The organism is Streptomyces sp. NPDC048481, assembly GCF_043200075.1.
GTDB lineage: Bacteria > Actinomycetota > Actinomycetes > Streptomycetales > Streptomycetaceae > Streptomyces.
On the sequence record NZ_JBICXC010000001.1, the window covers coordinates 856,271 to 876,921 of the forward strand.

Annotated in this window: 15 protein-coding genes, 1 other RNA gene and 2 pseudogenes; 10 read left to right on the plus strand and 8 right to left on the minus strand. The window is 73.0% G+C overall.

Annotated elements, in window-relative coordinates:
* Nucleotides 1-79 precede the first annotated feature (79 nt).
* Nucleotides 80-1,726, minus strand: coding sequence for an FAD-dependent oxidoreductase (locus ACGFSH_RS03595; protein WP_393344565.1), 1,647 nt, complete (start codon nt 1,724-1,726; stop codon nt 80-82).
* 49 nt (nt 1,727-1,775) lie between these two features.
* On the opposite strand from ACGFSH_RS03595, the gene ACGFSH_RS03600 reads away from it, so the two are divergent.
* The 7 genes and pseudogenes from ACGFSH_RS03600 (at nt 1,776) to ACGFSH_RS03630 (ending at nt 10,140) form a co-directional block, all read left to right on the plus strand.
* Entirely contained in the window at nt 1,776-2,441 is a 666-nt protein-coding gene (locus ACGFSH_RS03600; RefSeq protein WP_393344567.1) for a TetR/AcrR family transcriptional regulator, read from the plus strand.
* A gap of 71 nt (nt 2,442-2,512) precedes the next feature.
* On the plus strand, nt 2,513-3,334 hold the full coding sequence (locus ACGFSH_RS03605; protein ID WP_393344569.1) for an AraC family transcriptional regulator: 822 nt from the start codon (nt 2,513-2,515) through the stop codon (nt 3,332-3,334).
* A gap of 25 nt (nt 3,335-3,359) precedes the next feature.
* Nucleotides 3,360-4,148: pseudogene (locus tag ACGFSH_RS03610) on the plus strand (DMT family transporter); the annotation flags it as partial.
* Nucleotides 4,149-4,263: 115 nt separating this feature from the next.
* An RNA gene (gene rnpB / locus ACGFSH_RS03615) (RNase P RNA component class A) lies at nt 4,264-4,666 on the plus strand.
* Between the two features lie 516 nt (nt 4,667-5,182).
* Complete coding sequence (locus ACGFSH_RS03620) at nt 5,183-5,734, plus strand: DUF3320 domain-containing protein (RefSeq protein ID WP_393344571.1); 552 nt, start codon at nt 5,183-5,185, stop codon at nt 5,732-5,734.
* A 209-nt stretch (nt 5,735-5,943) separates the two neighbouring features.
* Entirely contained in the window at nt 5,944-7,851 is a 1,908-nt protein-coding gene (locus ACGFSH_RS03625) for a DNA/RNA helicase domain-containing protein (RefSeq protein WP_393344573.1), read from the plus strand.
* Nucleotides 7,852-8,136: 285 nt separating this feature from the next.
* Nucleotides 8,137-10,140: a DUF2075 domain-containing protein gene (locus ACGFSH_RS03630; RefSeq protein WP_393344575.1), complete on the plus strand. Its 2,004-nt coding sequence runs from the start codon at nt 8,137-8,139 to the stop codon at nt 10,138-10,140.
* Between the two features lie 69 nt (nt 10,141-10,209).
* Here ACGFSH_RS03630 and ACGFSH_RS03635 read toward each other — a convergent pair whose 3' ends face one another.
* Entirely contained in the window at nt 10,210-10,338 is a 129-nt protein-coding gene (locus tag ACGFSH_RS03635; protein ID WP_393344578.1) for a DUF6408 family protein, read from the minus strand.
* Nucleotides 10,339-10,651: 313 nt separating this feature from the next.
* Here ACGFSH_RS03635 and ACGFSH_RS03640 point away from each other — a divergent pair.
* A pseudogene (locus tag ACGFSH_RS03640) lies at nt 10,652-10,906 on the plus strand (ATP-dependent helicase); the annotation flags it as partial.
* Between the two features lie 185 nt (nt 10,907-11,091).
* On the opposite strand, the gene ACGFSH_RS03645 reads toward ACGFSH_RS03640, so the two are convergent.
* From ACGFSH_RS03645 to ACGFSH_RS03665, 5 genes are all read right to left on the minus strand, one after another.
* Nucleotides 11,092-13,299 (minus strand): bifunctional serine/threonine-protein kinase/ABC transporter substrate-binding protein, encoded by a 2,208-nt coding sequence (locus ACGFSH_RS03645; protein ID WP_393344580.1) that lies wholly within the window; start codon nt 13,297-13,299, stop codon nt 11,092-11,094.
* On the minus strand, nt 13,299-15,617 hold the full coding sequence (locus ACGFSH_RS03650) for a bifunctional serine/threonine-protein kinase/ABC transporter substrate-binding protein (protein WP_393344582.1): 2,319 nt from the start codon (nt 15,615-15,617) through the stop codon (nt 13,299-13,301). The genes ACGFSH_RS03645 and ACGFSH_RS03650 overlap by 1 nt, the downstream gene beginning before the upstream one ends.
* Nucleotides 15,617-16,228, minus strand: coding sequence for a hypothetical protein (locus ACGFSH_RS03655; RefSeq protein ID WP_393344584.1), 612 nt, complete (start codon nt 16,226-16,228; stop codon nt 15,617-15,619). Before ACGFSH_RS03655 ends, ACGFSH_RS03650 begins: the two co-directional genes overlap by 1 nt.
* Before the next feature lie 403 nt (nt 16,229-16,631).
* Nucleotides 16,632-17,003, minus strand: a complete 372-nt coding sequence (locus tag ACGFSH_RS03660) for a MazG-like family protein (RefSeq protein ID WP_393344587.1) — start codon at nt 17,001-17,003, stop codon at nt 16,632-16,634.
* A gap of 31 nt (nt 17,004-17,034) precedes the next feature.
* Nucleotides 17,035-17,580, minus strand: a complete 546-nt coding sequence (locus tag ACGFSH_RS03665) for a DoxX family protein (protein ID WP_393344589.1) — start codon at nt 17,578-17,580, stop codon at nt 17,035-17,037.
* 263 nt (nt 17,581-17,843) lie between these two features.
* Between ACGFSH_RS03665 and ACGFSH_RS03670 the strand changes: the two genes are divergently transcribed.
* Entirely contained in the window at nt 17,844-18,170 is a 327-nt protein-coding gene (locus ACGFSH_RS03670) for a nuclear transport factor 2 family protein (protein ID WP_393344591.1), read from the plus strand.
* Nucleotides 18,171-18,297: 127 nt separating this feature from the next.
* Nucleotides 18,298-19,512, plus strand: coding sequence for a D-alanyl-D-alanine carboxypeptidase family protein (locus ACGFSH_RS03675; protein ID WP_393344593.1), 1,215 nt, complete (start codon nt 18,298-18,300; stop codon nt 19,510-19,512).
* 332 nt (nt 19,513-19,844) lie between these two features.
* On the opposite strand, the gene ACGFSH_RS03680 is transcribed toward ACGFSH_RS03675, so the two are convergent.
* Nucleotides 19,845-20,600, minus strand: a complete 756-nt coding sequence (locus tag ACGFSH_RS03680; protein ID WP_393344595.1) for an SDR family oxidoreductase — start codon at nt 20,598-20,600, stop codon at nt 19,845-19,847.
* Nucleotides 20,601-20,651: the final 51 nt, after the last annotated feature.

Sequence of the window (20,651 nt, forward strand, 5' to 3'; positions counted from 1 at the left end):
ATCTCCTCACATCGAGCTCAGCAGCACAGCGTACGGCGTGCCGCCGGAGCCCCCGCCCCCGCGTCGACGAGAGGGCCGGTCAGGCGGCGGGCGGGCCGAACCACCGCTCCAGGGCCGCCTCCAAAGTGTCCTGCGGGACATGCTCGGGGTCCGCGGCCCAGGCGACGCATCCGTCCGGCCGCACGAGGAGCGCCGTGAGACCGGAGCGCTCGCGGGCGGTCCGGGTGCGGACGTCCACCCGGTCGCCGTGTCCCTCCGCGCGGGCCCGCAGCTTCGGGTCGTCGGCCAGGTCGAGCAGCAGGGCTCGTCCCTCGTGCAGCAGGCCGGCGAGCCGGGTGCCGTCGGAGAACTCCAGGTCGGGGGCGCTGCGGCCGACGAGCGGGTGGTCGCCGGGCAGGTCGTGGCGCTGGTGGACGCCGGAGATCTGCTTGACCAGGTAGGTCGTGCCGTCGACCGTGTCCGCCATCGCGGTCACCACCTCGCGCAGGGCGCGTGCGTGCGACTCGGGGCGCATCAGCGCGATCTGCGCCCGTGTCCACTCCAGCACCCAGGCGCCGATGGGATGCCGCTCGCGAGTGTAGGAGTCGAGCAGCCCCTCGGGGGCCCGGCCGCGCACCGTCGCCGCGAGCTTCCAGCCGAGGTTCAGGGCGTCCCCGATGCCGAGGTTCAGCCCCTGCCCGCCGAACGGCGAGTGCACGTGCGCCGCGTCGCCCGCGAGCAGCACACGGCCCGCGCGATAGGTGCTCGCCTGACGGCAGTTGTCGGTGAACCGGGTCAGGGAGTGCACTTTGTCCACCGTCACGTCCACGCCGGTCACGCGGCGCACGGCGGCCTGGAGTTCCGCCGCGGTGACGGGCGTCTCGCGGTCGGCGGGCGGTCCGTCGAACTCCACGGTGAGGATCCGGCCGGGCATCGGACCGTGCGCGTACGTCCCGACGTCGGTCGTCCGCCAGCCGCTCCCCAGCCCCTCTGCGCCGGTCAGGTCGGCGAGCGCCTGATAGCCGGTGATCTCCGGGGGAGTGCCGGGGAAGTCGAACCCGGCGAGCTTGCGCACGGTGCTGCGGCCGCCGTCGCATCCGACGAGCCAGCCCGTATGCACCTGCGGCCCGGACGCCAGGCGGACGGTGACGCCGTCGTCGTCGGCGTCGAATCCCGTCAGCTCGGCTCCCCGGCGGATCTCCACGCCCAGCTCACGGGCCCGCTTGCCGAGCAGCCGTTCCAGCGCGGCCTGCGGGATCAGACCGACGCCGTCGGCGGGGCCGAGGCCGTCGAAGGCCGGGTCCGAGTCGTCCATCAGGTCCGCGTGCAGCATGATCCCGGCGAAGTGCCCGGCGAATCTCGGCGGCGGCACGATACGAGGGACCGGGGGTGACGCCGCGGCCGGGGCCCCGGCCGCCGTGCCTGCCTCCCTACCTGCCCCCGTGTCTGCCCCAGTGCCCGCCCCCGCCCCCGTCCCCGTTCCTGCCGTCCCGGCCTGCGCGCGCCGGAATTCGGCGAACCGCTTCATGGCCGCTTCCTGTATCCGCGTGAGGTCCGGCAGCAGCCCGCGCCGGTAGAGGGCGACCGCGCTGGGGACGTTGATCGCCCCCGCCTTGACCGTCTCGTCCACCTCGGTGAGCCGCTCGACGACCAGCGTCCGGGCGCCGCCGAGGGCCAGTTCGCAGGCCAGCATCAGCCCGACCGGCCCGGCGCCGGCCACCACCACGTCGTACTCCGTGTCCGTCATGCGTTTCACTGTAGTCACTAAAAAATTATGGCAGCTATAGTTTTTCCTCATGGTGGAGCAAAGGAAAGCGGAGCCTTCCCTTCGGGAGCGGAAGAAGCAGGCCACACGGCAGCGGATCTCGGACGTGGCGACCCGCCTGTTCGTGGCGCGCGGCTTCGACGAGGTGACGGTCGCGGAGGTGGCCCGGGCGGCGGAGGTCTCCACGATGACCGTCTTCAACTACTTCCCGCGCAAGGAGGACCTCTTCCTCGACCGCATCCCCCAGGCCGTCGAGATGTTCACGGAGGCGGTGCGCCGCCGCGAGCCCGGCCGCAGCCCGGTCGCGGCCCTGCGGACCCTGGCCCTGCGGCTCCTGGACCAGCGCCACCCGCTGGGCGGCCTCGACGACGACTTCCCGCACTTCTGGCGGATCGTCGTCGGCTCGCCCGCGCTGCGGTCCCGCGCCCGCGAAGGGGCCGAAGAGGTGGAGGAGGCCCTCGCCGAGGCCTTCGCGCAGACGGCCCCGGAGCTTCCCGACCCCGGCCTGGCCGCCGCCCTGACGGTCGCCGCGTACCGGTCGGTCTTCGTCGCGTCAGCCCGCCGCCTGCTCGCGGGGGAGGCCGCGGCCGACGTGGCCGACGACCACCGTGCGCGGATGACCGCCGCCTTCGACGCGCTGGAGCTCGTGTTCGGGCGCCCTCCGGGCGACGTCGCCCCACGACGCCCGGCGCCCTGACCGGGCATGGAACCGGCCCTCTGACGTGTTGCACCCCCCAGAGCACACGCAGGGACGACCGGGGGTGGGGCATGAGTCGTGAACAGGCGTTGTGGACCAGAGCCAGACTGGGTCACCGCGGGCCGCCCCTCGACCTGCTCACCGCCCGCTTCCAGCGGCACGTCTACGCACCCCACGCGCACGAGGAGTTCACGGTCGGCGTGTGCGTGGAGGGGGCGGAGATCATCGCCTACCGCGGCGGCCACATCCGCACCGGCCCCGGCTCCATCGTCGTCCTCGACCCGGGCGAGACGCACACCGGAGGCCCTGGCGACGACACCGGCGGCTATGCCTACCGCGCCCTGTACGCGGTCCCCGGCCTCCTCGCCGACGGCGTCGTCGGCGGCACACCGCACTTCCGGGAGCCCCTCCTGGACGACCCCGAACTCGCCGCCGCCCTCCGCAGCGCCCACACCGACCTGGCCGCCCGCCCCGACCCGCTGGAGGCCGAGTCCCGGCTCCCCTGGCTGCTGACCGCCCTGGCCCGACGCCACTCCACGGCCCGCCCGGTGTGCGACACGATCCCCGGCGCCGAGCGCATCGCCCGCGCCGTCCGCACCCGCCTCGCCGACGAACTGCTCGCCCCGCCCTCGCTGGCCGACCTCGCCGCCGAACTGGGCCTGTCCCGCTACCAGCTCCTGCGTGCCTTCCGCACGACGACCGGGATCCCGCCCTACGCCTGGCTCGCCCAGCACCGGGTGACCCGGGCGAGAGCCCTGCTGGAGTCCGGCCTGCGCCCGGCCGAGGTCGCCGCCCTCGTCGGCTTCGCCGACCAGGCCCACCTCACCCGCTGGTTCCGCCGCGTCCTGGGCGTGACCCCGGCGGCCTACCGCAACAGCGTTCAAGACACCTGAGCGCGACCGGAAGACACTCCCTCCCATGACTGCTCGCGGCTGGTTCCTGTTCTCCCTCATGGGAGTGGTGTGGGGGATCCCCTACCTGCTGATCAAAGTGGCGGTGGACGGCCAGGACGGCCTCTCCCCGTCCGTGGTCGTCTTCACCCGGTGCGCCGTCGGCGCGGCCCTCCTGCTCCCCTTCGCCCTGCGCCGACGCGGCCTCGCCGGCACCGTGCGGACCCACTGGAAGCCCATGCTGGCCTTCGCGGTCATCGAGATCATCGGCCCCTGGTTCACCCTCACCGACGCGGAACGGCGCCTGTCGAGCTCCACGGCCGGACTGCTGATCGCCGGCGTCCCCATCGTGGGAGTGGCCCTGGCGCGGTTCTTCGGCGACACCGAGCGGCTGGGCGCCCGCCGGACCGCCGGCCTCGCCCTGGGCCTGACCGGCGTCGCCGTCCTCACCGTGCCGCACCTGACCGGCGGCGACGCCCGCTCCCTTGCCGAGGTCCTGCTGACGGTCGTCGGCTACGCGACGGCCCCCCTGATAGCCGCCCGCCACCTCAAGGACGTCCCCTCCCTCCACCTCACGGCCCCCTGCCTGGCTCTGGCGGCCCTGGTCTACGCCCCGGCCGCCGTCGCCACCCGCCCCACGGAGCTGCCCTCCGCCACGGTCCTGTCCGCTCTCGCGGCCCTGGGCCTGGTCTGCACGGCCGTCGCCTTCGTCGCCTTCATGGAACTGATCAAGGAGGCGGGCCCGACGCGCGCCACGGTCATCACGTACGTCAACCCGGCGGTCGCGGTGGCCGCGGGCGCCCTGTTCCTGGACGAGCCCCTGACGGCGACGATCGTGGCCGCCTTCACCCTGATCCTCGCGGGCTCGGTCCTCGCGACGGCGGCCGGACCGAAGCGCGACGTGCGCCCGGTAACATGGTCGACACGGCAGACGAGCCGGGCGGGCGGCCGCGTGGAGTCCCTCACGGGACTTCCCGAGGAACGTCCGGGCTCCACAGGGCAGGGTGATGGCTAACGGCCACCCGGGGTGACCCGCGGGACAGTGCCACAGAAAACAGACCGCCGAGGGCTTCGGCCCCCGGTAAGGGTGAAACGGTGGTGTAAGAGACCACCAGTGCCCAGGGCGACCTGGGCAGCTAGGTAAACCCCACCCGGAGCAAGGTCAAAAGGAGCACCGTGAAACGTGCTCTGCGCGGACGTTCGAGGGCTGCCCGCCCGAGTCCGCGGGTAGACCGCACGAGGCCGGCGGCAACGCCGGCCCTAGATGGATGGCCGTCACCGAGGCCCTCGCGAGAGACCTCGGCACAGAACCCGGCGTACAGCCCGACTCGTCTGCCGCCACCTGCTGCCCGCCGTGTAAGAGCGTGTCGTTCTGGGCGCATCTCGCTCACGGTCGCCCTGGGACCAGTGACGGCCACCGACTGCCCTGCCGCGGCGATGGCTTTGGAAGCTTCGGGCGGGTCACAGGGGACTTGGGAACCGTGCGGAGAATCGTTCCGAAGTTAGCGCTTCACGCAATGGTGCGCTGACCGTAGAATTCGCCTCCAGGGGGGATCAGCGGGACCTGCGCGGCCACCAGGACAGAACGGACGTCTGTGGCCGCGTTTTTGCGTTGGCGGCAGGGGCACCGCCGTCGACGCCGGTCCTCCGTTGGCCCGGAAGCGACAACGGCGACGAGTGGGATGAGGACGCCACCGACGGCTTCGAATCCATCCTCGACATGTGCAAAGCCAGCGGAGTCCTGCGCGGACTGCCCCTGCGCTGGCACTACCGCAGCCGGCAGAGTTCGTGGCGGTGGACTCCGGCCCTGCTCCCTGGCGCCGTCCTTACCAGGAGGTCGACCCTGACCTGTTGACGGAGGCGCGCGTCCGCTCGAGCAATCAGCGAGGTCTGTGGGACCTGGAGCTGCAGGATCCCGCTGCCCTCGAAGTCGTGGCGGACGTGGCGCTGTGTGTGGTCGAGGTGGAAGGGCCCGTCGAGAAAGAGGTGATCTACACCAGGGTCCGTCTCGCGTGGGGCTTCGGACGCGCCGGCCAGGTCGTTCGCGACCGCATCGATCGAGCTCTGCGCCACCTGCTCAGGCAGGGCAAGGCCGTCAAGGTGGGTACGGCCTACGACAGGCCTGGCCATGAGGCGGAGTTCGCCCGCACTCCGACGGAGCGGTGCGCCCGGAGAGTGGCGGAGGTTCCTGCGGCGGAGCGGCAGCTCGTGCTCAGAAACGTGGTCGGCGAAGGGCCGGGCGTGCAGCGCGAGGACCTGCTGAGGGAGGCCGCACGCTTCTTCGGATGGGCGCGGCTCGGCGCCGACATCCGGGACGCGCTGACCGGCGACATCGACGCGTTGATCTCTGCAGGGGACTTGATCGAATCGGGCGGCGGCCTGATGCCCGCGGAGGGGGCCTGATCGGTCGGGGTGGGCTCTTCTAGCCGAGCGAGGGAGACCGGGCAGGAGCCGCCACCACCGCTTCGACCACCCCTGGGACAGCGAGTGCCGCCAGGTACGCTCAGGTATATCGTCAATGCGGCCCGACGGGCTTCCGCTCCGCTCTGGTGGAGTCTCGAAGGACATGCCCCCACCCGCACGAGTCACTTCGTGCTGCCTGGGGGAAGTCCTTGCTGTTCCGCGCGTCCGCGAAAACGGTCGCCGTCATGGCACTCGACGGTTCGCTGTTCCTGCACCTGACCGACCAGTTCGTCCATATGCACGGCTACGGGCCCGGCGACTCGGAAGCACGTTCCTGGGAGCGCAGCATTCCCGTCCTGGCCGCCGCCCTCAACGACGCCGGCCTGGGCGACGTGGAGGTCATGCTGGAGTACGCGCTCCCACTGAACAGCAAGCGGGCCGACGCGGTCCTCGCCGGAGTGCACCCGGTCACGGGGGAGCCGTCGTACGTCGTGGTGGAGCTGAAGCAGTGGAGCCAGGCGCTGCCGCACGAGGACGACCCCGCCCTGTGCCATGTCGACGCCTATGCGCACCCCGTGCTCAATCCGATCGAGCAGGTGCGGCGGTACCGCGACTACCTGGTCGACTTCAACGGGGCGTTGGCCGAGCACGGCGAGCGGATCGACGGAGTCGCCTTCCTGCACAACGCCACCGAGCCCGGGGTGTCGGGACTACGGGACATCGAGCGTGACGCGCGGGGACTTCTGTTCACCGGCGAGCGTCGCGGCGCGTTCCTGGACCACCTCCGGTCGAAGCTGAGCGACAAGCACCCCGGTGTTCATGCCGCTGACGACCTGCTCGCGGGCGCCACCGTGCCGTCGAAGCAGCTGATGTCGGTGGCGGCCCAGGAAGTGCGTGAGCGGCAGCAGTTCGTCCTCCTTGACCAGCAGCAGGTGGCCTACCGCATGGTGCTCAACGCGGTGGAGAGGGCGAAGCGCTCCGACCACAAGGAGGTCGTCATCGTCACGGGCGGCCCCGGTACCGGAAAGAGCGTCATCGCGCTTCAGCTGCTCGGCGAGCTGTACCGGAGGGGCGTGACTGCGGTTCACGCGACCGGCTCGCAGTCGTTCACCAAGACGATGCGCAAGGTGGCAGGCTCCCGCAAACGCGAAGTCCAGGATCTCTTCAAGTACTTCAACAGCTTCATGACCACGGAGAAGAACTCTCTCGACGCGCTGATCTGTGACGAGGCGCACCGCATCCGGGAGAGCTCCGCGAACCGTTACACCCGCGCGGCCCTGCGGACCGGCAGGGCCCAGATCGACGAGCTCATCGACGTCGCCCACGTCCCGGTCTTCTTCCTCGACGAGCACCAGGTGGTACGTCCCGGTGAGATGGGCACCGAGAGCGAAATCCGTGAGGCCGCGGCCCGGCGAGGGATCGCCTGCCATGTCGTCCCCCTGGAAAGCCAGTTCCGCTGCGGAGGAAGTGACGCCTACCTGCGCTGGGTCGTCCGGCTGCTCGGCCTGGAGCCCGGCGGGCCGGTCGTGTGGGAGCCCGATGACCGCATGCGGCTGCTGGTCACCGACAGCCCGGAAGAACTGGAGGCGTTCCTCGACGCCCGCCGTGCCGAGAAGTACGGGGCCCGGATGTCCGCCGGCTACTGCTGGCGGTGGTCGCCCGAGCCGAAGCCCGGCGACCCGCTGCCGCCCGACGTCGTCATCGGGGGATGGGCCCGGCCGTGGAACCTGCGCGGTGACCGGTCGGTCTCGGGCGCGCCCCCGTCCGCGCTGTGGGCCACCGACCCTGCGGGGTTCGGCCAGATCGGCTGTGTCTACACCGCGCAGGGGTTCGAGTACGACTGGTCCGGCGTCATCATCGGCCCGGACCTGGTCTGGCGGGGTGATCGATGGATCACGGACCGCACCGCGTCGAAGGACCCGGTCTTCAAGAAGTCGGTATCGGACACCGACGTGGACCGTCTCATCCGGAACACGTACAAGGTGCTGCTGACTCGAGGCATGGTCGGCACGATCGTCTACTCGACAGATCCCGAGACCCGGGAGAAGCTCCGGCAACTGGCCGGCCGCCCCGAGCCGCGTCCCGTCACGAGCGAGGAGCCCCTGCTGCGGCGGTGAGCCCGCGATATCCGGCCATGATCTCCGTGCTTCCGGCCGAGTGCCGCGTCCTGCATGTCAGGCCGGGACGTCACTTTCTAAGATCCCAGACGTCATTGCGGCCCGACGGGCTTCCCTACGGGACATGCCCCCACCCGCACGAGTCACTCGTGCCCTGGGGGACCCCTCGTGTCCATGCTCCTGCTGAAACTGGCAGCGCGGGATCTGCTGAACCTGAACTCAAGACGCCGGATGGTGCCCCATCTCGCCGCGAGATGGAAGCATTTCCTCAGCACGGACGCTTCGTTGAGCGAACGTTCCGCCTGGGCGGAGAGCCTGGTGCATCTCGCGGAGGATCTGGTCGCGGCCGACCGGGGGAACGTCGAGATGGTCGTCGAGTGCGCTGCCACGCTCGACGAGACGGAACGCGCCGGGGACCCGCGGCTCATCGACGTCGTCCTCGTCGGCCATCATCCCGAGGAGAACGGGCTGTCCGTCCAGCTCGTCGAGCTGAAGCGATGGTCGACCGTGACCCGCGTGGAGCGGGCCACCGCGGACCTGGTGCATGTCCCCGGCATGGGGCAGAAGAAGCATCCCGCGCTTCAACTGCGCGAATACTACGAGGCGTTCACGAGTGCCAGAGGGCCGCTGCACGGGCTGGACTTCGAGTGCGGCGGCTTCGCCTACCTGCACAACGCCACCGACGCCTCGGTCCTCCCGCTGGTCTGCGTGGACGCGCCGACCGGTTCCTACGCCCGCGTCTACACCGGCGACCGTCGCGCCCAACTGCTGTCGGACCTGCGGAGCAGCTTCGCCGCCGACGGCGCCGACTCGGCGGCCGAGATCCTGTTACGGAGCATGGGCCTGCGCAACACCCCACTGCTCGACGCCATGATCCGCTCCAGCGGTGAGGACACCGTCTTCACCCTGCGCGGCCGCCAGAAGAAGGTCGCGGACCAAATCCTCGACACGTCTGCCAAGGTGCTTCCCGATCCGGCACAGCCCGCGCTCCTCCCCGACGAGCGACGGGTCGTCTTCCTGGTCACGGGCGGCGCCGGCACGGGCAAGAGCGCCATCGGCCTCCAGCTCAAGGCCGAACTGGAGGCCGACGGGCGAACGGTCAAGTACGCGAGCGGCAGCAGGGCGTTCAACGGCGCTCTCCAGGAGCACGTCGGCTACGGCGACCGCGAGTTCAAGGAGTCGTTCACCTACTTCAGCAACTTCGTCACTCCGCCCGACCCGCCCCTGGACGTACTGATCTGCGACGAGGCGCACCGTCTGCGCGACCGCTCCACCAACCGCTTCTGGAAGCCCGAGGACTGGGGTACGAAACCGCAGGTGGACGAACTCCTCGACGCCTCCCGCCTGACGGTGTTCTTCCTCGACGAAGGCCAGTCCGTGCGTCCGCAGGAGGTCGGCACCGTCGGTCTGGTGGAGGACGCGGCACGACGCTACGACGCCCAGCTGGTCCGTTACAGCCTGCGGGAACAGTTCCGGTGCGGCGGCAGCGACGCCTACATCCGCTGGGTGCGGGGCGCGCTGGGGGTGTCGGGCGCGGAGCCGGAGCCGTGGACCCCGGACGGGCTGATGCACGTCGAGGTCGTGGACAGTCCCGAGGAGCTCGAGCGGATCATCCGTTCCGAGGCCGGTGCGGGAGCCTCCGCGCGCATGGTCGCGGGATACTGCTGGCCCTGGACGAAACCGCTGGGCAGGGAGAAGCGGCTCGAACCCGACGTCCGGATCGGCGACTGGCACCGTCCGTGGAACGCGGACAGCGATTCCTTCTGTGAGAACAAGACCGTCCCGCCGTCCAAGATCTGGTCCGTGCACGAGAACGGCCTCGGCCAGATCGGCTGTGTGTACACCGCGCAGGGCCTGGAGTGGGACTGGTGTGGCGTGATCATGGGCGAGGACATGGTGCGCCGGGGCGACCGCTGGGTGTTCCGCCGGGGCAAGGAGCGGGCTGACAAGGAGGCGGGCGTCAAGCGCGTCGCCGTGCCCGGGTCGTTCGATCCCAAGGTGAAGCCGAAGAGCGTGGACGACGACGAGTTCGCGCGCCTGGTCCGGCACGCGTATCACGTGCTGATGACCAGGGCGAGCCGGGCTACGGTGCTCTACTCCACGGACGAGGAGACCCGGGACTACCTGAAGGGTCTCGTCGGCGATGTCCTGATCCACGGTCTGCGGCCCACCTGGGAGAACCTGCCGGAGCAGGCCCGGCAGCCGCATCTGCCCCGTCCCGCCCGAGGACGCCGACGACGCGGAAGGCGCAAGAAGGAGACCCAGCCTGGTGAGCTGCGCCTCTGGTGAGCTGCGCCTCTTCTGAACGGGTACCGGCGTGGGGCGTGGCGGGCTCTTCCGGGCCCGCCACCCGCCAGGTCAGAAGACCAGGCGCACTGCCGCGGTCAGGGCCGCCACCAAGAGATTGATGACGACTCCTACCGTGACGTCGACCAGAATCAGACGAATCCGGTCACGACGTGCAAGCTTGTACTCAACGGGGTTCATCGGTTTCCACTCCTGAGCGTGAGCTGGGAATGGCAGGGATCGCCCTACCGGGCATCCGCAGTCACACCGCGTGCAGGACACGATGGAGACCACTCGTCGCTCAGCGCCGAGGACCGGCACCTGGAACACCGCCGACGTACCCTCCGGGAAGGTGCGCAGCGGATAACCACGTTAGTGCACGCACGAGTTGAGAGAGATCGATTTTGGACGCCGTGGTGTCGCGGGCCGGCGCTCCGCACGGTTTCGGTTGTGAGGATTGCGCGCATCTCCCCCGGAGGAGAGGGCGAGGTCGCAGGCGTCGGTCCGCGCGTCACAGCGGCCCACGGACAGTTGGCTGCGCCTGCGTGAGAACCTCACCCAGGCTGACTGGCGTACGGCCCGTGAGAGCGTCGGAGACAACCTGGTCATGCCCGATATCGACCGTCGGGCCGTGCGTGGCCTGAAATTCTCCGCTGCCCTCCCGGAGCATCTCGCCGTGGCCACAGTGGCGGCCCGTATGGCTGACTTCGAGCGCGCCCGAGCGGTGCTCGACGAGCCGACGCGCTTCCAGGGAGACAGTTCGGGGTGACCGCTGCGGCGCGCGCCGCGCTGCGGTACTTCTCCACCCCGGACGCGCCGGGCGGTTCGTCGTTCGAAGGGCCGCCTCGTCGGTCTCGGTGAGGGATGGGAGGGCGGGCGCCGGCAACGAGGTCGTCGCCGGCGCGGAGAGACACGGGCGACGGCACCGGGCGACGGCGTCGCTGCGGGCGTCCCTCACGACACCGCCGCCTCCAAGTACTGCCCGAGGTAGCGGAACGTGCCCCCGGTGGCCTCGTACAGGAACATCGCGTCGTCGTTGTAGCCGCGCGACGGGCGGTAGCGGACGGTGCGGGTGATCCCGGTGTGCGCGACCTCGGGGAGCCGGCGGGCGATCGCGCCGCGTTCGCGCAGGGCTGTGCCGTCGCGGGTGCAGGCCTCGGCCAGGAACATCACGGCGTCGTAGGCCTCGGCCGCGTACCAGCCGGGGGCGGCGGTGAACCGGGCGCGGTAGGCGGCGGCGAAGGCGCGGGCGGACGGGCGCACGGCGGGGTCGACGAACGAGGTGGCGAAGATCCAGCCGGTCGCCGCCGTCCCGGCGGCGGAGAGGAATCCGGGACCGAAGGCCGCTTCCGTGGCCATGCGGGCGCCGGTGAACCGGGCCGCCTTCAGCGCGGAGGCGATACCCGCGGTCCGTGCCGCATCGCCCGTGCAGACGACGGCGTCCGCGCCCGAGGACAGCACCGACGCGGCGAGCGCCGCGTAGTCGATCCTCCCGGCGGGGACGCTCGTCAGCGTGGCCTCGCGGCCGGCGTTCTGCAGCCCCCGCTGTGCCAGGTCGCACAGATCCCAGGCGGCGTCGCCCTGCGCGCGGTCGTCGACCAGGTACACCTTGCGGGCGTCGACGTGCCGGCCGAGATAGCGGATGCAGGGGGCGGCGAGGAGCGTCCTCTCGACATGCAGCGGAGCATGGGAGCGGAACTGGCTGTAGCCGAACGTCCTGCCGTCGAGCTTGAGGTCCACCGAGACCGTGACCACCGGCATCGTCGCCCGGGTGTACGCGGCCTCGGTGCGCAGGAAGCAGGCGTCGCTGGTGGGCCCCAGCACCGCGAGGACGGAGGTGTCCTTCACCAGCCGTCCGGCCAGGCTCGCGGCCCGGGCCGGGTCGCCGCCGTCGTCGTACGGGACCAGTTTCAGGCGGAGGGGCCGGCCGCTCCGGGCGTTGATCTGCTCGACGGCCAGCTGGGCCCCGTTCAACTGGGCGTGGCCGCCGGCCCTCGCGGGGCCGCTGAGGTCGCCCTGGAACGCGACGACCAGTTCCGGACGCGTGCCCGCCGCGGGCGGCGTCGTCGGCGTACCGCGACGGGTGCTCCACCACCAGGCCCCGCCACCGCCGGCCGCCAGGACCCCGGCCGTCGATCCGAGGCGCAGGAAGCCGCGACGGCGGATTCCCGGTGCGACGGGCGGGGTGACCGTGACGGCCGTCGTCGTCGCGGCGTCCGAGGGCCCCGTGCTCGCCGGGGCGGACACCTGGGTCGGCTCGACGGCGTCGAGGGCGAGCACGGCGGCGGAGCGTTCGCCGATCAGGCGGACGACCGGCTCGGGCAGCCGGCTCACCTCGCCGTCCGCGCCGGAGCCGGCGCCCGCCCCGAGTTCCGCTCGCAGCCGGGCGAGGCCGGGACGGCCTGCCGGGTCCTTGTGCAGACAGGCTCGCAGGAGCGTGGCCAGGTCGTCCGGGATCGCGGCGGGGTCCGGTTCCTCGTGGACCGTGCGCAGCAGCACGCCGGCCGCCCCGCCGCCGCCGAACGGGCGCACCCCGGTCGCCGCGAACGCCAGGACGCAGCCGAGGGAGAACACGTCGCTGGGCGGCCCGATCTCCCCGCCCCGCGCCTGCGCCTGCTCCGGCGAGAGGAAGCCGGGTGAGCCGACGATCACCCCGCTGGAGGTGAGCGCGGTGGCCTCCGGGGCCCGGGCGATGCCGAAGTCGATGAGCCGGGGGCCGTCCGGGGCGAGCAGGATGTTGCCCGGCTTCACGTCGCGGTGCACGAGACCGGCCGCGTGCACCGCGTCGAGCGCCTCGGCCAGCCGCAGGCCCAGCACCCGCACCGAGGCGGGGGCGAACGGGCCGAAGGCGTCCACCGTCTCGGCGAGCGAGGGGCCCGGGACGTACGCGGTCGCCAGCCATGGCGTCGGCGCGTCGGCGTCCGCGTCCAGCAGCGGGACCACCCACGGGCTGTCCACCCGCCGGGCGGCCTCCACCTCGCGGCGGAACCGGGCCCGGAAGCCCCGCTCGTCGGCGTAGGACGCCCGGACCGTCTTGACCGCGGCGATGCCCCCGCCCGGCGCGCGGGCCAGGAAGACGACGCCCATCCCGCCGGCGCCCAGCCGTCGCAGCAGCCGGTAGCGGCCCAGCCGGGACGGGTCGGTGGAGCGCAGCGGCTCCATCAGACCGTGAGCGGCGCCGGGCCGCCGTAGACGAAGTCGCCCTGCTCGACGCGCCAGAGGAAGCCGCCGGTGCCGTCGATGACCATGAGACCGGTCCTGGCCATCTTGCCGGTCTGCTCGAACGCGAACGTCTTCGTGACGCCCTCGTACTTCCCCGTCTGCACCGCCGCCAGCAGGTTCTTCCGGGTCCTGCCCGCCACCGGCAGCCGGGACAGCGCCGTCAGCAGCATCGACGTCACGTCGTAGGCCTCCGCCGCGTACCGGGGCGGCGCCTCCTTCCACCGCTCGCGGTAGGCCGCGGCGAACTTCTTCGCCTCGGGCTTGACCGTCGCGTCGACGACGGGGGCCACCATCGCCCAGCCCTCCGCGGCCTCCTGGGCCTGTGTCAGGAAACGGCCGTCGAGCAGCGCCGGGCCGGACACCCGCGCACCGCGGAAGGCGCGCTGCCGCAGCGTGGCGGCGATCAGCGCCCCGCGGTCGGGCAGGCCGGCGAAGAACACGGAGTCGACGCCGGCGGAGAGCACCGCGTCCACCGCCGTGCCGAAGTCGCGGCGCATCGCGCTGACCACCTCCGGCACCGGCGGCTGCTGTGCGTTGGCGAGCTGGGTGGCGAGGGCGGTGCCCAAATCCGTCCCGTACGTGCCGGCCGGCCGGTCGACGACGAGGCCGACCCGGTGCGAACGCGCCGTCCCGCGAAGGTAGTTGCTGAGGTACACGCCCAGGACCGAGTCGGGCAGCCGTCCGAGCAGGAACGAGCGGAACCCCTGGAGGACGAGGCTGATCGCGCCGGCGGACACGGTGACGACCGGCAGCAGCCCGGCGTCGTACTTCGCGAGCGCCGCCTGCGCCGTGGCGTCGGTCGTCGGGCCGACCACCGCGAGGACCGCCGCGTCGTCCGTCAGCTCGGCCGCGAGCCGCGCCGAGGCCGCCGGGTCGCCGCCGTCGTCGGCGGTCCTGACCTTGACGGTGAACGGGGCGTCGGCGCGCGCGTTGAACTCCGCGACGGCCAGCCGCAGTCCGCGCTCCTGCGCCCTGCCCGTGTCCCGGTGCGGGCCGCTGAGGTCGCCGTGCAGCGCGACGGTGTGCACCGGGCGCCGCGACGACGCGGCGGCGGCCGGGCCGCCGCCTCCCGTGCCGTCGTCGTCCCGGGCGGCGGCCCACCACGCCCCGCCCCCGGCCGCCGTCAGCGCGACGGCCCCGCCCGCGAGCAGGAGGAACCGGCGCCGGCCGGCCGGCCGGGCGTCCCGCGGCTCCGCCGCCGTGGCGCCCGTGCCGCTCGTGTCGGAGGCCGTCCCGCCCGAGCCGGCCGTCTCCTCCGTCCCGCCGGCGTCGCCCCCGCCCCCGGACCCGGGGAGCGCGTCGGACGGCGCCTGGGTGTGCTCGATCTCCGGCAGCGCGAGCGCGGCGGCCGACCGCTCGGCGATCAGCCGGGCGACCGGCTCGGGCAGCCACCCGGACGCCGCCGCGTCGCGCGGGCCGCCGTCGGCCGGCGCCGGGAGCCGCGGGTCGCGGTCGACCGTCAGCCGCCGCACCAGGACGTCGGTTCCGGGGCGCCGGACGGGGTCCTTCTCCAGGCACCCCTCCACCGTCTCGCGCAGCCGCGGCGGGATCCCGCCGAGGTCCGCCGGGTCGTGCACGGCCCGGTACAGCAGGGCGTCGACCGCGCCCGTGCCGAACGGCGGCCGTCCGGTCGCCGCGAACGCCAGGACGCAGCCGAGGGAGAACACGTCGCTCGCCGGGCCGATGCCGTCGCCGCCGGGTCCCGTGGCCTGCTCGGGCGACAGATAGCCGGGCGTGCCGACGACCAGGCCGGTCGCGGTGAGCGCGGTGTCCTCCGGCGCGCGGGCGATGCCGAAGTCGATGAGACGGGGCCCGTCGTGCGCGATCAGCACATTGCCCGGCTTGAGGTCCCGGTGGACCAGCCCGGCCCGGTGCACCTCGCCCAGCGCCTCGGCCAGCCGGGCTCCGAGCAGCCGCACGCCGGTCTCCGCCAGCGGGCCGTGCGCCGTCACCGCCTCGCCCAGCGAGGGGCCGGGCACGAACGCGGTCGCCAGCCACGGCGCCTCGGCGTCGGGGTCTGCGTCCACCAGCGGCACCGCCCAGGGACTGTCGACCCGCCGGGCGACCTCGACCTCGCGGCGGAACCGCTCCTTGAAGCCGGGCTCCTCGGCGTACTCGGCGAGCAGGACCTTCAGCGCCACCAGCGCGCCGCCCGGCGTGCGCGCCAGGTACACCACGCCCATGCCTCCGGCGCCGAGCCGGCCCAGCAGACGGTGGTCCGCGATCCGCGCGGGATCGGACGAACGCAGCGGCTCCATCAGTTCTTCCCCCCGAGCCCGGACTCGATCCGGCTGAGCATTTTGGAGAGCGCGTACGACGCGAAACTGGTCAACTCGTCGTCCTTGTAGCCCTTGGCTCCCATCACGGACACCGCCACGGTCACCGAGCCGAGCCGGGCGACGTTCCAGTGGTACGGCTGCGCGCTGTTCCCGGTGAGATAGGACCCGATCTCCACCACCGAGTCGTCGGCGTAGGTGTTGCCGCCCTGGCCGTACGGAGAGGCGACCGACGCGAGCTGCGAGATCCGCTCGTCGGTGCGGACCTGCTGCTCCCGGCAGCGCAGCGCGTCCTCCAGGGTGGTGGCCAGCTGCTCGTCGGCGGCCCCGACCGTGGCGTGCACGGTGACCGACGAGGTCACCTTCACCGTCCCCCTGCCGCCCGTGCCGGGCAGTTCGCCGTAGCGCGACGACGAGGCCAGCACGCTGTCCGGCAGGGGCCGGCGCTGCCAGCTGCACTGCGCGTCGAGCACCGCGACGGTGCCGGGAGCGCTCGCGGCCGGCCGCTGGGCCCGGAAACCCGGCCCCCAGTCCTGCGGCCGCAGCACGACCGCCTGCGCCAGGGCGTCGGCCCGCGGCCTCGTCCGGGGCACCCTGGCGGGGTCCGCCCTGAACGGCGTCGGCGTGGGCGTCGGCGTCGCGGCGCCCCCGCCCGGCCCGGCGGCGGAGGGCGACCCGGGCGCGGACGGCGCCGGGGACCGGCCGGACGCCGAGGGGCTCGGCCCCGCTCCCTCACCGCCCCCGGCGCCGCAGCCGCCCACGAGCAGCGCCGCCCCGGCCGCCGCGGCGGCCGCCCGTACCGGCCAGATGGTCCTGTGTCTGCGCGCGTCCTTCACCCTGCCCGCCCCCTCCGCCTCAGCGGCCCCCGCTTCGCGTGCGGTGATCGTACAGAGGCACGCGGACGGCGCACGGGCGGTTCCGCGAACCGGGGAAACGTTCGAAACGACCGCCGCCGAGGGCACGGCGGCCGGCCCCTGGACCGCGGCGGACGGTTCGTCAGGTGGGACGGTGGCCCGTGTCCCCGCCGCCCAGGGAGCGGTCCGCCACCCGCGCCAGGTGGCGCGCGAACACCGCGGGCGCGTCCGGGGTCAGCGTGCGCAGGGCCACCAGCGCCGTGACGACCACGTCGCACAGCTCGGCCTGGACGTCCTCCCACGTGTGGTCGACGCCCTTGCGGGGGTTCTGGCCGGTCGCGCCGATGACGGCCTGGGCGACCTCGCCGACCTCTTCGGACAGTTTGAGCACGCGCAGCAGCAGGCCCTCGCGGCCGTCGTGCGCCCGGTGGTCGTCCAGCCAGGTGCGCAGCGCGTCGACGGTGGTCCACACGTCGGCGCCGGCCCACGGGCCGTCGGGGGAAGGGGTGTCCATGACGGCAGCCTGCCAGGGCGTGCCGCGCGGGTCACTCGTCGAACAGCGACTCCTGCTCGCCCTCGGCCCGCCTGCGCAGCCGCTGGTTGCGCAGGCCCACCACCACCGCGGTGACGGCCGCCGTCGCACCGAGCGCCGCGGGCACCATCCAGCCGCGGTCGACGGTGTGGCCGAGGGCGTGGTCCAGGGACAGCCGGCCGGGGCCGGCGATGGCGAGGCCCGCGGCGGTCAGGCCCAGGGAGGCCGCGTGCTCGTAGCCGCCGCTCGCCGCGAAGAAGCCGTTGGGGGTGTGCACCGCGGACGCGCCCGCCATCGCGCCGGCCGCCGCCGCGCCGGCCGCCGGGGTGGCCAGGCCCAGCGCGAGAAGGGTGCCGCCGCCGGCCTCCGCGAGGCCCGCCGCCGTCGCGCTGGCCTTGCCGGGCGCGTAGCCCACGGACTCCATGAACTGCCCCGTTCCTTCGAGGCCGTGGCCGCCGAACCAGCCGAACAGCTTCTGCGCGCCGTGTGCCGCCAGCACTCCGCCGGTGCCCAGCCGGAGCAGCAGCAGGCCCAGATCACGTCGGTCGTAACAGGTCACGATGACTCCCTGAACAGACAGCAGGAACAAGCGGAAACGGCCGGAACGGGAACGCAAGCCGAAACGGCCGGAAGGGAACGCAAGCGGAACACGGGTGGAGCGGGTCGCGAGGTCGGGTCGCGAGGGCGGGTCGCGAGGATCGGGGCGGAAACGCCGCGGACGCCTCTCACGCGTTTCCACCGTCGCATCTTCCACACCCGCCCGGCCCCTCCGGGAAGCCGTTCGGGTGGCGGGGCCCGGCCCGCGGTGTGAGTGTGGCCCGTATGGCGATCCAGACCGACAGACTCAGCGACCCGGCCGTCCGGGCCTTCGTCGCCGCCGTCAACGCCCATGACGAGGTGGCCTTCCGCGGTCTCCTGACCCCCGACGCGACCATGGCGGACGACGGCTCCGACCGGGACCTGGCCGAGTGGGCCGACCGGGAGATCTTCTCCTCGCGCGGCCACATCGACGTCACCAAGGAGTCGGACGGCGGGCGCTCCCTGCTCGCGGACTACCGCAACGACACCTGGGGCGAGATGCGCACCCGCTGGAGCTTCACGGTGGAGGACGACGGCCGGATCTCCCGGTTCGAGACCGGGCAGGCCTGACGGCTCCCGGGCCGGCAGCCCAGTCGGCCGATCCCGCCTCCGCGGAGGGGTATTCCGGAGATATTCCCAGGTGAAAGGGGTTGAGTGGCGGTTTCCCTTTCGCCCGGTCCCCTTGTACGGTCCCGCAGTGCACGCATTCTCGCGCCGTTCCCCGCAGCCGCTTCCGCACCCCTTTCCGGACCTGTCCCGACGCTCCCTGCTGGCGCTCGCCGCGGGAGCGTCGGCCGGCGTCCCGCTCGCCGTCCCGCGCGCCGCGCCGTCGGCCGCCGTCCCCCGAGCGGTGGCCGGCGGCGCACGACTGGTGGCGGACGGGGTCCGGACGGCCGGGGGCGCGGCCCTGCCGGGGAAGCTCACCGCGCGGGCCTGGCTGCTCGCCGACCAGGACACCGGTGAGGTGCTCGCCTGTTACCGGGCGCACGCGCGCCTCGCTCCCGCCTCCACGCTGAAGATGCTGTTCGCCGATACCCTGCTGGGCAGGTTCGCGCGCACCGACCGGTACACCGTGACCGACGCCGATCTCGTGGGCGTCCCGTCCGGCTCCAGCCTGGTCGGCGTCCGGGCCGGGGTCACCTACAGCGTCGAGCAGTTGTGGCAGGGCGTGTTCCTGCGCTCCGGCAACGACGCCGTGCAGGTGCTCGCCCGGATGAACGGCGGGGTCGCGCGGACGGTCGCCGAGATGCGGGCGAAGGCGGCCGACCTCCAGGCGCTGGACACGCATGTCGTCAGCCCCGACGGCTACGACCACCCCGGGCAGCTGTCCTCCGCCTACGACCTCGCCCTGTTCGCCCGCCACGGTCTGAAGAACCCCGAGTTCCGCGCCTACTGCGCCACGGGCGCCGCCCGCTTCCCGGCCGGCGGCGGGAGGACCTTCGCCATCGAGAACACCGACCGCCTGCTGTCGGGGACGTACGGGGTGACGCCGTACCCGGGCCTGATCGGTGTGAAGAACGGCTACACGAGCAACGCGGGCAACACCTTCGCCGGCGCCGCCACCCGCGCCGGACGCACCCTCGTGGTCACCGTGCTGCACCCGCAGAGCGGCCACAACTCCGTCTACGAGGAGACGGCCGCGCTGCTCGACTGGGGCTTCGCGCGGGGGAGTTCGGCCGGGTCCGTGGGGATGCTGGCGGACGCGTTGAGCGAGGGCGGGGCGATGGCGCCGGGCTCGGGAGCGGCGCCGCGGGCCGGGGCGCGGGGCTCGTCGGCGGGCGGGGGGCCGGAGGGCCGGGGTGTTCTTGGCGGGGCCGGCGCGGTGGTGGCGCTGGCGGCGGCCGGAGCGTACGCGCTGCGCCGTCGACGCCGTGGCGAGGCTGCGGGGCAGACGCCCGCGACCGAGCGCTGACGGGAGCGCCGACGCCGTCCGGGCGGTGTGCGGCTCGGGGGATCTGCCCGCCCGTGCCCGGCGGGCGTCGGTGCGGCAGCCGTCCCGCGGCTCCGGTGTGCACCTCGCGGTCCCTTGCGAGGTCCACCCCCACCCGGAGTCGTGGGACGGCTGCCCCTCCCCCCTCGGTATGGCTCTTACGGTCCCGCTGTGCGGAACTCTTGTGCTGCACATGTGGAGTTCCTGTGCGGAAGAGTTGAGCATAGGTCCGCCATCGGCCGCAATGGTCCGGACCGATAAATTCCGGTTGTGCAGGTTGACGAGTTGACGATCCGTGGGCCGGGACGGCTCCGTCAGCCCCGCCCCACGTATGGCATCGCGGTCGCCATCACCGTCGCGAACTGGACGTTCGCCTCCAGCGGCAGTTCGGCCATGTGCCGCACCGTGCGCGCCACATCGGCGACGTCCATCACCGGCTCCGGCGCGGTCTCCCCGTTCGCCTGGAGCACGCCGGTCCGCATCCGGTCCGTCATGTCGGTCGCCGCGTTGCCGATGTCGATCTGGCCGACGGCGATCCCGTACGCCCGCCCGTCCAGCGAGAGGGACTTGGTCAGGCCGGTCAGCGCGTGCTTGGTCGCCGTGTAGGGGGCCGAGAGCGGCCGGGGCGTGTGCGCCGACACCGAGCCGTTGTTGATGATCCGTCCGCCTTGAGGCTCCTGTTCCCTCATCAGCCGGTACGCGCCCTGCGCGCACAGGAACGCCCCGTTGAGGTTCGTGTCCACCACATGCCGCCAGGCGTCGAAGGGGAGGTCCTCGAACGGCACGCCCCCCGGACCGAACGTGCCGGCGTTGTTGAACAGCAGGTCCAGCCGCCCGAAACGCTCGCGCACGGCGGTGAACAGGGCCGTCACGTCGTCCGGGCGTGAGACGTCCGTCCGCACGACGAGACCGGGGCTTCCGGGCGCCAGCGCGGCCGTCTCCTCCAGCGGCTCGGCGCGCCGCCCGGCCAGCGCCACCGACCAGCCCGTGCGCAGCAGTTCGACGGCCACGGCGCGGCCGATGCCCGAGCCCGCGCCCGTGACGACCGCGATCTTCGTCTTCGCATCCATGGGCCCGCAGCGTACGGGAGGGCCGGGCGGGCGGCCGGGGTCCGGCATGCG

Excerpts from the sequence above, each read along its gene's own strand:
- ACGFSH_RS03595 (WP_393344565.1), bottom strand. The coding sequence starts at position 1,726 with ATGACGGACACGGAGTACGACGTGGTGGTGGCCGGCGCCGGGCCGGTC.
- ACGFSH_RS03600 (WP_393344567.1), top strand. The coding sequence starts at position 1,776 with ATGGTGGAGCAAAGGAAAGCGGAGCCTTCCCTTCGGGAGCGGAAGAAG.
- ACGFSH_RS03605 (WP_393344569.1), top strand. The coding sequence starts at position 2,513 with ATGAGTCGTGAACAGGCGTTGTGGACCAGAGCCAGACTGGGTCACCGC.
- ACGFSH_RS03635 (WP_393344578.1), bottom strand. The coding sequence starts at position 10,338 with ATGAACCCCGTTGAGTACAAGCTTGCACGTCGTGACCGGATTCGTCTG.
- ACGFSH_RS03645 (WP_393344580.1), bottom strand. The coding sequence starts at position 13,299 with ATGGAGCCGCTGCGCTCCACCGACCCGTCCCGGCTGGGCCGCTACCGG.
- ACGFSH_RS03650 (WP_393344582.1), bottom strand. The coding sequence starts at position 15,617 with ATGGAGCCGCTGCGTTCGTCCGATCCCGCGCGGATCGCGGACCACCGT.
- ACGFSH_RS03660 (WP_393344587.1), bottom strand. The coding sequence starts at position 17,003 with ATGGACACCCCTTCCCCCGACGGCCCGTGGGCCGGCGCCGACGTGTGG.
- ACGFSH_RS03670 (WP_393344591.1), top strand. The coding sequence starts at position 17,844 with ATGGCGATCCAGACCGACAGACTCAGCGACCCGGCCGTCCGGGCCTTC.
- ACGFSH_RS03680 (WP_393344595.1), bottom strand. The coding sequence starts at position 20,600 with ATGGATGCGAAGACGAAGATCGCGGTCGTCACGGGCGCGGGCTCGGGC.